At 51.0% G+C, this 14,230-nt stretch carries 13 protein-coding genes; 12 read left to right on the top strand and 1 reads right to left on the bottom strand.

Annotated features, from left to right (window positions below; genetic code table 11):
• The first annotated feature begins 13 nt into the window (after positions 1 to 13).
• The 9 genes from VK70_RS11695 (at position 14) to VK70_RS11655 (ending at position 10,019) form a co-directional block, all read left to right on the top strand.
• The gene (locus VK70_RS11695; RefSeq protein WP_025697792.1) at positions 14 to 1,303 is read left to right on the top strand and encodes a competence/damage-inducible protein A; all 1,290 of its coding nucleotides are present in this window, start codon (positions 14 to 16) and stop codon (positions 1,301 to 1,303) included.
• Positions 1,304 to 1,530: 227 nt separating this feature from the next.
• Positions 1,531 to 2,592: a recombinase RecA gene (recA, locus tag VK70_RS11690; protein WP_025697790.1), complete on the top strand. Its 1,062-nt coding sequence runs from the start codon at positions 1,531 to 1,533 to the stop codon at positions 2,590 to 2,592.
• Between the two features lie 131 nt (positions 2,593 to 2,723).
• Entirely contained in the window at positions 2,724 to 3,452 is a 729-nt protein-coding gene (locus tag VK70_RS11685) for a regulatory protein RecX (protein WP_036641751.1), read from the top strand.
• 309 nt (positions 3,453 to 3,761) lie between these two features.
• The gene (gene rny, locus VK70_RS11680; protein ID WP_025697786.1) at positions 3,762 to 5,303 is read left to right on the top strand and encodes a ribonuclease Y; all 1,542 of its coding nucleotides are present in this window, start codon (positions 3,762 to 3,764) and stop codon (positions 5,301 to 5,303) included.
• A gap of 133 nt (positions 5,304 to 5,436) precedes the next feature.
• Positions 5,437 to 6,231 carry a TIGR00282 family metallophosphoesterase gene (locus tag VK70_RS11675; protein ID WP_025697783.1) on the top strand — a complete coding sequence of 265 codons (795 nt, stop codon included), beginning with the start codon at positions 5,437 to 5,439 and terminating at the stop codon, positions 6,229 to 6,231.
• Between the two features lie 201 nt (positions 6,232 to 6,432).
• Positions 6,433 to 6,693 (top strand): stage V sporulation protein S, encoded by a 261-nt coding sequence (locus VK70_RS11670; protein ID WP_025335291.1) that lies wholly within the window; start codon positions 6,433 to 6,435, stop codon positions 6,691 to 6,693.
• Positions 6,694 to 6,770: 77 nt separating this feature from the next.
• A complete protein-coding gene (locus VK70_RS11665; RefSeq protein ID WP_025697781.1) occupies positions 6,771 to 7,769 on the top strand; it encodes a dipeptidase in 999 nt (332 codons plus the stop codon).
• A gap of 158 nt (positions 7,770 to 7,927) precedes the next feature.
• Complete coding sequence (gene pduL / locus VK70_RS11660) at positions 7,928 to 8,500, top strand: phosphate propanoyltransferase (RefSeq protein ID WP_025697779.1); 573 nt, start codon at positions 7,928 to 7,930, stop codon at positions 8,498 to 8,500.
• A gap of 199 nt (positions 8,501 to 8,699) precedes the next feature.
• Complete coding sequence (locus VK70_RS11655; RefSeq protein WP_046723312.1) at positions 8,700 to 10,019, top strand: MFS transporter; 1,320 nt, start codon at positions 8,700 to 8,702, stop codon at positions 10,017 to 10,019.
• A 111-nt stretch (positions 10,020 to 10,130) separates the two neighbouring features.
• On the opposite strand, the gene VK70_RS11650 is transcribed toward VK70_RS11655, so the two are convergent.
• Complete coding sequence (locus VK70_RS11650; RefSeq protein WP_025693872.1) at positions 10,131 to 11,111, bottom strand: zinc dependent phospholipase C family protein; 981 nt, start codon at positions 11,109 to 11,111, stop codon at positions 10,131 to 10,133.
• A gap of 199 nt (positions 11,112 to 11,310) precedes the next feature.
• On the opposite strand from VK70_RS11650, the gene ybaK reads away from it, so the two are divergent.
• The 3 genes from ybaK to VK70_RS11635 all read left to right on the top strand — a co-directional run bounded on the left by ybaK (position 11,311) and on the right by VK70_RS11635 (position 13,977).
• Positions 11,311 to 11,784: a Cys-tRNA(Pro) deacylase gene (gene ybaK / locus VK70_RS11645; RefSeq protein ID WP_025693871.1), complete on the top strand. Its 474-nt coding sequence runs from the start codon at positions 11,311 to 11,313 to the stop codon at positions 11,782 to 11,784.
• A 129-nt stretch (positions 11,785 to 11,913) separates the two neighbouring features.
• Positions 11,914 to 13,497, top strand: a complete 1,584-nt coding sequence (gene miaB / locus VK70_RS11640) for a tRNA (N6-isopentenyl adenosine(37)-C2)-methylthiotransferase MiaB (RefSeq protein WP_025693870.1) — start codon at positions 11,914 to 11,916, stop codon at positions 13,495 to 13,497.
• Positions 13,498 to 13,524: 27 nt separating this feature from the next.
• Complete coding sequence (locus VK70_RS11635) at positions 13,525 to 13,977, top strand: YlbF/YmcA family competence regulator (RefSeq protein WP_025693869.1); 453 nt, start codon at positions 13,525 to 13,527, stop codon at positions 13,975 to 13,977.
• Positions 13,978 to 14,230: the final 253 nt, after the last annotated feature.

Here is a 14,230-nt window from a genome sequence, read left to right as displayed (position 1 = left end):
GAGGAATGATGATATGAAAGCAGAGATTATTGCAGTTGGTACGGAACTGCTGCTCGGCCAAATCGTGAACAGCAACGCCCAGTTTCTGTCCGTCGAGCTTGCCGCTCTTGGCATTGACGTCTATTTTCAGACTGTGGTAGGCGATAACAGTGTCCGGCTGCAGGAGGCTATTGAAATCGCGAAGGGGCGCGCCGATCTCATCTTATTTACAGGAGGGATCGGACCGACGGAGGACGATCTGACGAAGGATGCTTTGGCGGCTTCGCTGGGCCGTGGACTCCACATCGATCAGATGGCGATGGAGCATGTGGACCGATTCTTCAAAGGCCGGGGGGTACCAATGACTGAGAACAATCGCCGGCAGGCGCTTGTGATCGACGATTCGACGCCTCTTCCGAATGAGACGGGACTGGCTGTGGGCCTTGCAATCCGTCATGAGAGCAACTACTATATCGTTCTTCCCGGACCGCCAAGGGAAATGAAGCCGATGTTTACAGAGCAAGCCAAGCCCTGGCTTCAGCAGCATGCGTTGACGAATGAGATGCCCCTTTATTCCAAAATGCTTAAATTTGCCGGCATCGGGGAATCTCTGCTTGAAGACAAGCTGATTAATCTTATTCACGGCCAAAACGATCCGACGATCGCTCCTTATGCCAAAGAAGGCGAGGTGACGGTGCGCATTTCCACCAAGGCGCCTACTCGCAGCGAAGCGATGGAGAAGCTGGATGCGCTGGAGGAACAAATAAGAGCTATTCTTCCTGAGAACTTGTACGCCTCTACCGATGTTCCGATGGAAAAGGTAATCGTGGATTGGATGACGAATGAAGGACTTACCGTGAGCTGCGCCGAGAGCTGTACGGGCGGACTGCTGATGGAGAGCATTACGAGCATTCCCGGCAGCTCATCCATGTTTATGGGAGGCATTGTTTGCTATTCCAATGAAATGAAGCAGAAGCTGCTGAATGTGCCTAAGAATTACTTGGAAGGACCGGACTCTTTCGGCGCGGTTAGCCGCGAAGTAGCTGAGGTTCTGGCGGAGCAGGTCAGAATTACCACCGGTACGGATTATGGTCTGTCGATTACCGGTGTGGCGGGTCCGGGCTCCTCTGAGCGCAAGCCTGTCGGTCTGGTTTATATCGGCATCGCCGAGAAAGACGGCAAGACAGAAGTATTCGAGCTTAGGCTGTCAGGCAACCGCGACAATATCCGCATTCGCTCCGTCAAGGCCATTTTGTATCGGCTGTGGCGCAGACTGGCGGAACGCAAGGCGGATACGCCACTCGAAGGTTCAGGCTTGAAATGATCAGCTCTTCTCTTATATAATGGAAGCATACGGAAGAACCGTGGCATTGTATTTCTTTGCCGCGGTTTTTGTTTTTTAACTTACAATAAAAGGGAGATGCGAACTGGAGGCTGAAAAAAACGAATGTATGTTCGAAAAAATGCTTGGCAAACACTTCAAAACAAGATACAATATTAATACAAGGTTTACCTTTCTGATATTATAACAGTGAAAAGGATGTGATCTGATTGTCAGATCGTCGTGCAGCGCTTGAAATGGCGCTTCGTCAAATAGAGAAACAATTCGGTAAAGGTTCCGTCATGAAACTGGGAGAATCGACTCATATGCAAGTTGAGATCGTACCCAGCGGATCGCTGGCTTTAGATATTGCCCTTGGGATTGGCGGACTTCCCAAAGGCCGGATTATAGAAGTATATGGACCGGAATCCTCCGGTAAGACAACAGTTGCCCTACATGCGATTGCGGAGGTTCAGAAGCTCGGAGGACAAGCCGCCTTCATTGATGCGGAGCATGCGCTGGACCCGAGCTATGCAAGCAAACTGGGCGTTAACATTGACGAACTGCTGCTGTCCCAGCCGGACACCGGCGAGCAGGCGCTGGAGATTGCGGAAGCGCTTGTCCGCAGCGGCGCGGTAGATATTATTGTGGTAGACTCCGTGGCTGCGCTGGTTCCGAAAGCTGAAATCGAAGGCGAGATGGGCGATTCCCATGTCGGCTTGCAAGCACGGCTGATGTCCCAGGCCCTGCGTAAGCTGTCCGGCTCCATTAACAAATCGAAGACGATTGCTATCTTTATCAACCAGCTTCGTGAGAAGATCGGCGTTATGTTCGGTAATCCCGAGACGACTCCCGGCGGCCGCGCATTGAAATTCTACTCTACGGTTCGCCTTGATGTGCGCCGCGTAGAGAGTATTAAGATGGGCAATGATATCGTGGGTAACCGCACGCGAATCAAGGTTGTAAAGAACAAGGTGGCGCCTCCGTTCAAACAGGCGGATATCGATATTATGTACGGTGAAGGCATTTCCAGAGAAGGAAGTCTCGTCGATATTGGCACGGAAATGGATATCGTCAACAAGAGCGGCGCATGGTACTCCTATGAAGGTGAACGGCTGGGTCAAGGCCGCGAGAATGCGAAGCAGTTCCTGAAGGAACATCAGGATTTGGCGCTTGTCATTGAGAATAAGATTCGTGAAGCGAGCAATCTGTCTACAATCGTCGCCCCTCCAACGGAAGCGGAGATCGAAGCAGAGAAGCAGGAAGAACAGGCACTGCTCGAAATCGAATAATCTATTGAAAGTGAGGCGCCCTTTATAACCGTATAGGGCGTCTTTTTTATACGGGAAAGGAAGTATATGGGAATCATGCTCCCTTCGCTGCATCAAGGCGGTTATACGAGTAGAAGGGAGGATGCACACATATGACAATACAGCTTGATTATGAAGGCGAGCAGCCGGAGGAAGATGCGCTCTCACAGTTCCCTGACGATGAGCCGCTGGCGATAACCAGGGTGGAACGTGGGCAAAAATCCGATCACCGCTATATTATTCATTTTGGGACATTCAGTCTGAGCGTCCACGAGGATATTATGATCAAGTACCGGATGATTTCCGGAAATGCGTTCACGAAGGAAGACCTTCAGCAGATCGTATTGGCTGATGAGCGGCAGCGGGCCTATGTTGAAGGCTTGCGTTATTTGGAACGCAAGCCGCGGACGGGGATGGAAATGGCAAGACGTTTGCGGCAGAAGGAAATCGGGGAAGCTATAATTGCCGAAGTGCTGGAGCGGCTGGGGCGTGAACGGTTGATTGACGATACCCAGTATGCGAGGCAGTGGGCGGAGCAGCGGATCACCGGGCATCGCAAGGGTCGCTTATGGGTTCGTCACGAGCTGCGAGGGAAAGGCATTGATAAGTCGGTCATTGCCGAGGCACTGGATGGAATCAGCGCTGAGCAGGAGCGGCAAAGCGCACTGGAGCTGGGGCGCAAGAAGTGGAATTCGATCAAGGGCGAGGCCGCTGACAAGAGAAGGAAGACAGGCGCTTTTTTGATGAGACGCGGATTTTCGGGCGAAATTGTCCGAAGTGTCCTTCATTCACTGTGGCAGGACATGGACGGAGCGGAGGATGAGTTTTGCGAGTTTGACTGACTCCCTTGACTTTGCGCCCGGGATTGGCTCTCTTGACAATGTCTTTTTATAAATAATAAAATATAACATGAATCGGCATAAAATAAGAATCCTTTTTCCTTCCCAAAAAGGCCATCTTTTTCTAAACGATTCGCGTATCAACTCATATGAAATGTAATCGCCGGATGCGGCGGGCAGTGTGCATGTGAATCATGTGCAGTTCGGCAATCGGTGAATTTACCGTTTTTTTTGTATGGTGATGAACGGATAGTTTGACAACTGCACAATCCCAAGGAATGCCTTGGAGGAACCAACGAGGAGGTGAAACAGATGGACACCTGGATCTGGGTCATCATCGTTCTCGTTGTAGCGACATTATTCTTTGGGTTCGGTTATTTTATTCGGAAATCCCTTGCAGAAGCTAAGATTTCCAGCGCGGAACAGGCCGCTGCCGTAATCGTGGAGAACGCGAAGAAGGAAGCGGAGGCGCTGAAGAAGGAAACGGTATTGGAAGCCAAGGACGAAGTCCACAGAATCCGTACCGAGGCTGAGAAGGAAACTCGTGAGCGTCGGAATGAAATCCAACGTCAGGAAAGACGGTTGCTGCAAAAGGAAGAATCGCTGGATAAAAAAATGGAATCGCTTGAACGAAAAGAAGAACAAGTGGCTAACAAAGAGAAACGAATTGACGAAACCCAGCAGCAAATCGATGTAATTTACAAAAATCAGGTTGCTGAATTGGAGCGTATCTCCAATTTGAGCATGGAAGACGCCAGAAGTATTATTCTTTCCAATGTGGAACAGGAAGTTCGGCATGAAACCGCACAGATGATCAAGGATATTGAGCAGCAGGCGAAGGAAGAAGCGGACAAGAAATCCCGCGAGATCATTACCCTAGCTATTCAACGCTGCGCCGCCGATCATGTGGCGGAAACAACGGTATCCGTCGTTACACTTCCGAATGAGGAAATGAAGGGACGGATAATCGGGCGCGAAGGCCGGAATATCCGGGCTCTGGAAACCCTCACCGGGATTGACCTCATCATCGACGACACGCCAGAAGCGGTTATTTTGTCAGGATTTGATCCGATTCGCCGGGAAGTGGCCCGTACGGCACTGGAGAAGCTAGTGGCAGACGGACGTATTCATCCGGCGCGTATCGAAGAAATGGTCGAGAAATCGCGTAAGGAAGTGGATGAACGGATTCGAGAATATGGCGAGCAAGCCACCTTCGAGGTTGGCGTTCATGGTCTGCACCCGGATTTGATCAAAATTCTCGGTCGACTGAAATTCCGTACAAGCTATGGTCAGAACGTATTGAAGCACTCCATGGAGGTTGCTTATTTGACCGGGCTGATGGCCGGTGAGCTTGGGGAAGACATCGTGCTAGCCAAACGCGCGGGACTGCTTCATGATATCGGCAAAGCGCTGGATCATGAGGTGGAAGGCTCACACGTCGAGATTGGCGTGGAGCTTGCTAAGAAATATAAAGAACATCCTGTTGTCATTAATAGCATTGCTTCCCATCACGGCGATGCAGAAGCGACCTCGGTTATCGCTATGCTGGTTGGTGCGGCTGACGCATTGTCGGCGGCAAGACCGGGAGCACGCCGGGAAACGCTGGAAACGTATATCAAGCGTCTGGAGAAGCTGGAGGAGATTTCCGAATCTTTCGAAGGCGTCGAGAAGTCATATGCGATTCAAGCCGGCCGTGAGGTCCGCGTAATGGTGCAGCCTGACAAGATCGACGATGCCGAAGCTTTCCGGCTGGCGCGTGATATTACGAAGACGATTGAAAATGAACTGGACTACCCGGGTCATATCAAGGTCACTGTTATTCGCGAGACACGGGCGGTTGAGTACGCTAAATAGGCATAATCAGAGAAGTGGCGCCTTTAAGGCGCCACTTTTCTTTAAAATATAAGAATTTGTAAGCTGAGCGCTTATCATTTTGTCTTATATTTCTGCGAGAAACCGGTGTTTTTTACAGTAGGAGGAGATCGACATTAAAGTTTTATTTATCGGCGACATTGTAGGCAATACCGGTCGCAAAGCGCTGCGGGAAATGCTTCCTTCCCTGAAGAGCAAATACCAGCCGCATATTATTATCGTCAATGGCGAAAATGCCGCAGCCGGAAGAGGTATCACATCAGCCATTGCGAATGAATTTTTCAATTGGGGCGTTCATGGGATCACGATGGGCAATCACACATGGGATAACAAGAACATCTTTGAATTTATCGATGATGAGCCGCGTATGGTGCGTCCGGCCAATTTTCCTCCGGGTACACCCGGCCTAGGTTATACAGTGGTCAAAGGAAACGGTAAGCAGCTGGCAATCGTCAATTTGCAGGGGCGTACCTTTTTGCCGGCAATCGATTGTCCTTTCCGGATCGGTGAAGAAATTGTGGAAGAACTGCGGAGACAGCACAAGTGCATTTTGGTCGATTTTCACGCGGAAGCCACATCCGAGAAAATAGCAATGGGCTGGTTCATGGATGGACGTGCATCTATTGTCGTAGGTACTCATACCCATGTTCAGAGCAATGATGACATTATTTTGCCTGGAGGGACGGCTTATTTGACCGATGCGGGCATGGTTGGTTCAAGAGAAGGAATTTTGGGTATGGAAAAAGATGCGGTACTCTATAAATTCACAACCCAGCTTCCGTCCCGTTTTGTGGTGGATGAGGGAAAATGGATGCTTCACGGATTGTTTGTGGAGCTGGACGAGGACTCCGGCAAAGCGAAGCGTCTGGAAAAGATTCGAATGCGCGAAGACGAGTGGGTAATGGATTAGGACGAAAGGATGGAATGTAGGTATTTCGGACAGGTTTTTTCGGCTAGGGAAAAAGTGTGATCTTTTTTATATCGCTTAACAGCATCTTTTGTACCAATTTCTGCAAAGGGGTTCGCAAAAAGAAGGAATTTTTCTTTTGCACGCGAATAACATCAAAGTAGTGGAAGAACACCATTATTTATCCCAGGGGAGGTACTTACTATGGATGTATTAAAAGTATCAGCTAAATCCAATCCGAATTCCGTTGCCGGCGCATTAGCAGGTGTTCTTCGCGAACGTGGGGCGGCCGAACTTCAGGCCATTGGAGCAGGAGCTCTGAATCAAGCGATTAAAGCTGTTGCTATTGCCCGGGGATTTGTCGCTCCCAGCGGCGTCGACCTGATTTGCATCCCAGCCTTTACCGATATTGTCATTGATGGGGAAGACCGCACTGCCATTAAATTAATTGTTGAGCCCAGATAATAAATAGAAGCACAAATGTTGCCTGTTTACGCCAGTAAACAGGTTTTTTGCTTTGGGTAAAAAAGGAGGACAGACCGATGAATCCAGTAGAACCGCAGGGACAGGGAAAAGTTCATTTCCCGGTAGTGGATTTTCATTGTGATGCGCTGAGCAAGATGCTGGAGAATCCCTCCATTGATTTTATGGCTGATGGACGGCTGGATGTGACCGGAGAGAGACTGCGGGTCGGCGGTTTGCGGATGCAGTGCTTTGCCATTTATTTGTCACAGAAGTGGGGGAAACCCCGGTTTGAGCATGTGCTGAAGCAAATTGAACTTTACCGGAGCAAAGTGGTGGACAGGGGAGGGCTTCGGCCGCTGCACTGGAAGGAGGAGGCTGCCGGTTTAGCTGATCCTTTGGGGGGAGGTCCCTGTTGGGGAATGTTGTCGCTTGAAGGAGCTGACGGCTTGGAGGGAAATCTGTTCTATGCGGAGCTGATCTTTGAGCTTGGCGTACGCTTTTTGGGACTAACTTGGAATTACGCCAACTGGGCGGCGGATGGTGTGCTTGAGAAGCGAAACGGAGGTTTTACGGAAAAAGGCCGGGAGCTTGTCGAGTGGTGCAACGGAAGTGGCATGCTGCTAGACGTCTCGCATCTGTCGGAGGCCGGATTCTGGGAGCTGGCGGAGCTTTCTCAACGGCCATTTATTGCGTCCCACTCTAATGCAAAGGCGATCTGCGCCCATCCGCGCAATTTAACCGATGAGCAGATTAGGGCAGTTATCAGCGTGGAAGGGCGTATGGGGCTTACTTTTGTGCCGTGGTTCGTGACGGATAGCGGGGAGGCTGTGCCGGATGATCTGCTAAGACATATCGAGCATATTTGTACTCTTGGAGGAGAAAAGCATCTGATGTTCGGCTCCGATTTTGACGGCATCGACTCCTGGATTAAAGGTTTGGAGCATCCGGGCCGCTATCCGGCTCTAGCGGAGCTGCTGCTGCGTCATTACTCCGAAGAATCGGTTAAGGGATGGCTATACGGGAATGCCGTAAGTTATCTGGCGAGCAACCTGCCCTCTGCGCCGAAGGCTGAATAAGGAGACATCCGTCTCAAAATGAATTGACGAAAATGCGAACGATTCCCAAAAAGGAGCCTGAAGATGAGCAGGTTCCTTTTTATTTTTGGTTAAATAGTTGTATAATGTTCCTTGGCTTGTACAGATAATAGAGAAAACTACAAGGAGTGACTGAAGTAATGAGTAAGACAGTACCTGTAGGTGTGTCGGCTAGACATATTCACCTAACGCAAGAACATGTGGAGGCGCTGTTCGGACCCGGCTACCAGCTGACTGAATTCAAACCGCTCTCCCAACCTGGACAATTCGCTGCGAACGAAACCGTTGCGGTAATCGGCAGCAAAGGCAAATTCGATAAAGTCAGAATTTTGGGACCGGTACGTCCGGCCTCGCAGGTTGAAATTTCCCGTACGGATGCTTTCGCAATTGGCGTAAAGGCGCCTGTACGCGAATCCGGCAGCATTGAAGGAACGCCTGGCCTTACGCTGAAAGGACCGGCAGGCGAAGTTGTACTGGAGAAGGGTGTTATTGTGGCGGCCCGTCACATTCATTTCCATACCTCCGATGCCGCGAAATGGGGCATTGCCGACAAGCAGCTGCTCAAAGTCCGCCTTGGCGGAGAACGCGGCCTCGTTCTGGAGAACGTCATTGCCCGCGTGTCTGAAAATTTTGCGCTCGATATGCATATCGATACGGACGAAGCGAACGCTGCAGGAGCAAGCAACGGCGACACGGCTGAAATCGTTGACTAAGCTAAGCCTGAGCAGGCTATTATCCATATAATGAATGATAAAAAGCGGGGGAGGAATCCTCCGCTTTTTATCATTTTATACTCCGTGAACATTTACTGAACATTCCTTCTCCAAATATTCGGTATAATAGAAGCAAAGATGCCGGCTCCTAGCCGCTTGATTGACAGGGCAGGGGGCTTTGGAGAGGAAAGGTGAAGACGTGAATAAATCTGCTGTTCGGGCGTGGATTATGTATGACTGGGCCAATTCCGCTTATGCGACAACAGTGTTGGCGGCTGTTCTGCCTGTATTTTACAGTTCGGTTGCGGCTGACGGATTGGATAAGACAACGGCGGCGTCCTATTTGGCGTATACTCATGCCATCGGAATGGCGCTGGTTGCCATATTGTCGCCGCTGCTTGGCGCAATTTCGGATCTTTCAGGCCGGAAGACAACCTTCTTAACATACTTTACACTGCTTGGCATCGTGTCAACTTCTTGCTTCGCTTTGGTGGAAAGAGGAGATTGGCTGATGGCTTCGGCTTTCCTTGTATTGTCAACGCTCGGATTTTCAGGGGGCAATGCTTTTTACGACTCCATGCTGCCCGATCTCGTTCCCCCCGGACGAAGGGACGAAATCTCGTCCAAAGGATATGCAGCCGGTTATGTGGGCGGCGGCATTCTGCTTGCGCTGAATTTGCTTATGATTCAGAAGCCTTCGCTGTTCGGAATAAGCGACGGGCTGGCGGGTACGCGCTGGTCTTTTGTCACTGTGGGGGTGTGGTGGCTGCTGTTTGCGCTGCCGGTCATGCGCCGGGTGCCGAATTTGGAGCGCCAGACTTCGGGGCTAACCGCGGGCGGATATGTCCGCTCCGGCTTTAAGCGCATTACGGGGGCTTACCGGGATATCCGGCGCTACCCTCAGCTATTTAAGCTGATTGCAGCCTTTTGGTTCTACAATGACGGGATCAATACCATCATATTGATGGCGACCATCTATGGAACGACGATTGGCATCGGGACGAGCCATCTCATACTGGCCCTTCTCATTACACAGTTTGTCGGCTTCCCCAGCACCCTTCTGCTCGGAAAAGCGGCGGTACGGTTCGGCCCGAAACGTACGCTGTTGGCTTCGTTGTTCATGTATGTGCTCATTGTGGCCCTTGGCTACTGGATGACCCAAGCTTTGCATTTTTATTTGCTTGCAGTCATGGTCGGCCTTGTCCAAGGCGGAAGCCAATCCATTTCGCGATCATTGCTGAGCGATTTGATGCCCATGGGGCGTACAGGCGAGCTGTTCGGCTTTGTCAACATTACGAGCAAATTTTCTTCGATTTTCGGGCCCTTCTTCTTCGGTCTGGTCGGCCAGCTTACCGGCAGCTCCCGGATGGGGATACTCTCTCTGCTGCTGTTCTTCGGACTGGGCATAGCGATGTTGTTGAAGGTGGATGTGGAGCGCGGGAAGAACGACAGCCTGCAGGGCAGATTTACAGACAACGGAGAGCCGCTTTCCACTGAAACGGAACGCCTTGTTACTTAACCCTAGCCGAACGATGTGTACAAATAGACTCTCTACTAGTAAAAACAGCGAAGCTCGTCCTCACAGGACCGCAGCTTCGCTGTTTGCCTATATTTTGTATATTATCCCCTATCAGTTAACGGCGGCTGTTTCCCAGATCGGTTCAGCATACTGGTTGACCAGATTGGAACCGCAATCCTTTCCCGTGTCGTAGGACCGGTCACCGAGAGTAAGCCGGAACCGTTCGCGCATGACTTCCGCTTCTTTGCGGGAATCCGCCAGCATCCAGGCTGCCAAGGCCTTTATTACCGTTCGTCCCTCCACCAGCGCCTGCTCCCACAGCTGCGGTACACTGTCCGTTCTGACCTCCGAATACAGCGCTGAGTGCCTCCATGGGGCATTTCGCTCATTCAGGAAATCCAACTTTTCCTCGGCTGCCGTTAGCTTGCGGTAGAACAGAGCGGAGTTTGGCCCGTAGATCAATTTTTTCTTCCAACCATGCGGGTCGTAGAGGAGTTTTTGGGCTTTGACCATATCACGGTACGCCTGCTGCCAGCCTGATTTCGGGAAATTCGCCGCTTCAGGATAAAATGTACAAGCCGTTTCATGCAAAATATCTACAATGCTGGCGGGGAGAGCCGGTCCGGCATCGATCTCTTTCCATCCGGGGATTTTCCATGTGTTCCGGCCGTTCAGATGTTTGATGAACACCGTATCCAGAGCCACCTCGAACCGTTGATGATCCCTGTGCTTGTAACCTGATTTCCAATTAATATAAGGATGGAGGCCCCGGTCCAGCAGATGATGAGTCAGGAAGCCCGTAAAATAAGCCGCCGCCGGTCCCCGTTCCTGAAGCGGAAGCCGGAGAATCTTATTCCAGAACGCCATCAACACTCCGCCGCAGCTCTGGCTGTGCAGCAGGTCACTGAGCCGGGCCGCGCCAATATCACGGCTCCAGGGAAGAAAGCTGTGGTAGTACAGTAAATCCGGACCCTGGCAGCCCAGTTGGTAGAGGAGAGCATGCTCGGAAGAACCGCCCCCGAAGGGGAAGAATGATTGCAAATCATTTTTGAGCTGCCGTCCGTATTCGATATGCATCCAAAGGTTAGGCAAGGGTCTCGCTCCTTTCAACTGCTTTCTGACATTAGTATATATCCGGATCATTAGACACGTGTTAATAAGCTGCCTTATAAATCAGTGCGAATGTCAATTTTGCCGAAGTCTGAGCCGCTCCCCGTAGGTCTGGGAATTCCCTATGCTAAAAAGTATAATAAAAATATGAGATTTAGCGAACGGAGGTCAATGAGCAGCTATGCAGGTTGGCAAAACGAATGCACTGAGGATCTTGGATGCCCATAAAATACCCTATGAAATCCTTTCCTATGACAATGAGGATGGCCAAATTCACGGAACGGCCGTTGCGGAGAAGGTCGGAAGACCGCCGGAGAGCGTGTTTAAGACACTGGTCTCGCACAGCGGCAGCAATCTGTATGTCTTTGTCATCCCGGTTGCGGAAGAGCTTGATCTGAAAAAAGCGGCCAAGGCCGCTGGAGTGAAGAAGATTGAAATGCTGCCCGTGAAGGATCTGCAACAATGGACCGGATATATCCGGGGCGGGTGCTCACCGGTCGGTATGAAAAAACATTACCCCACATTCATCGACCAAAGCGCCGAAATGCTGGAAAAAATAGCGGTGAGCGCCGGCAAAATAGGCATGCAGATGGAACTCCCTCCCGGCAGGCTGGCCGAAGCGGTATCCGCGACGTTTACGGAGCTGGTTAAATAATCCGATGGCCCCCGCCCTCGCAGAACACCTAAAATTTGAGCATATGGATATATTCCATGGCACTATGTTATAATTTTTAACTGCAAGCGAAACCAAAATTCATCGTTTTCGAATAGAGGATGTGACAGCATGAACAAGGAGAACAGCTCACCGGACTTAAAATCCGGCAAGGGTGCCAAGGATTACTCCAAATACTTCGATTTTAGCGGAGCGAAGGTAATCAGCGAGGAAGAGGGCAAGACCACATACCGCATCAAGGGAAGAACGATTCAGGTGAACAGCCAGCCCGACTATAAGGAAGGCAAGCGGCGCGGCAAGGAAGACATTCAGGTCCACTACGATTTTGCCATTCCCGAGGACATGAAAGCTTTTGGCGAAGGCAAATTGTATTCCATCACGACCTACGGCTGCCAAATGAATGAGCATGATACCGAGACAATGAAAGGTCTGCTGGAGCAGATGGGCTACCGGAGCACGGAGGACCGGACCCAGGCAGATATTATTCTGCTCAATACTTGCGCCATCCGGGAGAACGCCGAGGATAAGGTATTCGGGGAGCTCGGCCACCTCAAGCATCTGAAGACGGAAAAACCGGGTCTCTTGCTCGGCGTCTGCGGCTGCATGTCCCAGGAAGAGGGCGTCGTAAGCCGGATCATGTCGAAGCACGGATTTGTTGATATGATATTCGGAACGCATAATATCCACCGCCTGCCTGCATTGATTAAGGAAGCGATGTTCAGCAAGGAACTGGTCGTGGAGGTCTGGTCCAAGGAAGGCGACATTATCGAGAACCTGCCGAAAAAAAGGGAGGGTATGCGCGCCTGGGTCAACATCATGTACGGCTGCGACAAATTCTGTACCTACTGCATCGTCCCATACACCCGGGGCAAGGAACGAAGCCGCCGTCCCGAGGACGTGATTGCGGAGCTTCGCGAACTGGCCCGCCAGGGCTTCAAGGAAGTGACGCTGCTCGGGCAGAACGTGAACGCTTACGGCAAGGATTTTGGCAATATCGATTACACGTTTGGCGATTTGATGGATGACCTGCGGAAGATCGACATCCCGCGTATCCGGTTCATGACTTCCCACCCGCGCGATTTTGACGATAAGCTTGTGGAAGTGCTGGGGAAGGGCGGCAATCTGATGGAGAGCATCCATCTGCCCGTTCAGTCCGGCAGCAATGCCATTCTGAAGAAAATGAGCCGCAAGTACAGCCGGGAGACCTTCCTGAAACTCGTCGGCAAGCTGAAAGCATCGGTCAAGGACCTTGTGCTGACCACGGATATTATCGTCGGTTTCCCCGGCGAGACGGAGGAGCAGTTCGAGGAAACGCTGGCGCTCGTGCGCGAGGTTGGCTTCGACATGGCCTACACGTTCATTTATTCGCCTCGTGAAGGAACTCCGGCGGCCGCTATGGAGGACAATGTGCCGGCAGAGGTCAAGAGCGACCGGCTGCGGCGCTTGAACGAGCTGATCAGCGATCAGAGCCGGATCGGCAATGACCGGATGCTTGGACAGACGGTTGAGGTGCTGGTCGAAGGAGAGAGCAAAAATAACGCCGCCGTCCTGTCCGGACGGACCCGCAGCAACAAGCTGGTTCATTTTGAAGGACCGAAGGAGCTTATCGGCAGCTTTATCAAGGTGCGGATCACCGATACGAAGACCTGGTATATCAAAGGCGATTACGTGGCCGCCGCCGCCGGCGTCCATTAACTCCATAACGAAAGTGAGCGACCCTGTATGACAGAGGAGAAAGGCCGTGTGAATAATTACGGGATGATGTCCTACGATACCCGCGATCTCATCGTACGTGACGACATTATGGCCAAGGCTAAGGAGCTCGCGTCGCTGATTTCGACCAGTGAAGAGGTTAAGCTGTTTCAGCAGGCGGAGGAGAAAATCCGGAATCATGAACGTGTTCAGGGATTGATTGCCCAGATGAAGAAGAAGCAGAAGGAGATTGTCGCCTTCGAAAGCTTCGGAAATAAAGAGATGGTGGCCAAGATCGAGGGCGAAATTAATGAGCTTCAGGACGAGATCGACAGCATCCCGCTGGTCACCGAATTCCAGCAGAGCCAGACCGATATCAATTACCTGCTGCAGCTGGTCGTTTCCGTCATCCGGGACACCGTTTCGGAAAAAATCAATGTCGAGGCCGGCAGCGAAGCTCCGCCTTCGAGATGCGGCGAATAAGATAGGACCTGTCTGCCCCTGACGGTATGGCAAATGACAATGACAACATTTTATAGCTACTGATTATAGCTACTGACAAAAAGCCAAATGAGCTGCTTCCGTACTTATGTACCGGTGCAGCTTATTTGGCTTTCTTTGCATCGCAAATAATCTAAATCCTCTATAATATCCAATAAATATACAAAAATATAAAAAGGTGACATTTTTCATAGGGCATAACATGTATTCGGATTATCCTAATATCGTTGGAAAA

This window comes from Paenibacillus durus ATCC 35681, from assembly GCF_000993825.1.
Classification (GTDB): Bacteria; Bacillota; Bacilli; order Paenibacillales; family Paenibacillaceae; genus Paenibacillus_AQ; species Paenibacillus_AQ durus_B.
This window is presented reverse-complemented; position numbering and strand designations above follow the sequence as displayed.

Excerpts from the sequence above, each read along its gene's own strand:
- VK70_RS11695 (WP_025697792.1), top strand. The coding sequence starts at position 14 with ATGAAAGCAGAGATTATTGCAGTTGGTACGGAACTGCTGCTCGGCCAA.
- miaB (WP_025693870.1), top strand. The coding sequence starts at position 11,914 with ATGAACAAGGAGAACAGCTCACCGGACTTAAAATCCGGCAAGGGTGCC.
- ybaK (WP_025693871.1), top strand. The coding sequence starts at position 11,311 with ATGCAGGTTGGCAAAACGAATGCACTGAGGATCTTGGATGCCCATAAA.
- VK70_RS11685 (WP_036641751.1), top strand. The coding sequence starts at position 2,724 with ATGACAATACAGCTTGATTATGAAGGCGAGCAGCCGGAGGAAGATGCG.
- pduL (WP_025697779.1), top strand. The coding sequence starts at position 7,928 with ATGAGTAAGACAGTACCTGTAGGTGTGTCGGCTAGACATATTCACCTA.
- rny (WP_025697786.1), top strand. The coding sequence starts at position 3,762 with ATGGACACCTGGATCTGGGTCATCATCGTTCTCGTTGTAGCGACATTA.
- VK70_RS11670 (WP_025335291.1), top strand. The coding sequence starts at position 6,433 with ATGGATGTATTAAAAGTATCAGCTAAATCCAATCCGAATTCCGTTGCC.
- VK70_RS11665 (WP_025697781.1), top strand. The coding sequence starts at position 6,771 with ATGAATCCAGTAGAACCGCAGGGACAGGGAAAAGTTCATTTCCCGGTA.
- VK70_RS11635 (WP_025693869.1), top strand. The coding sequence starts at position 13,525 with ATGACAGAGGAGAAAGGCCGTGTGAATAATTACGGGATGATGTCCTAC.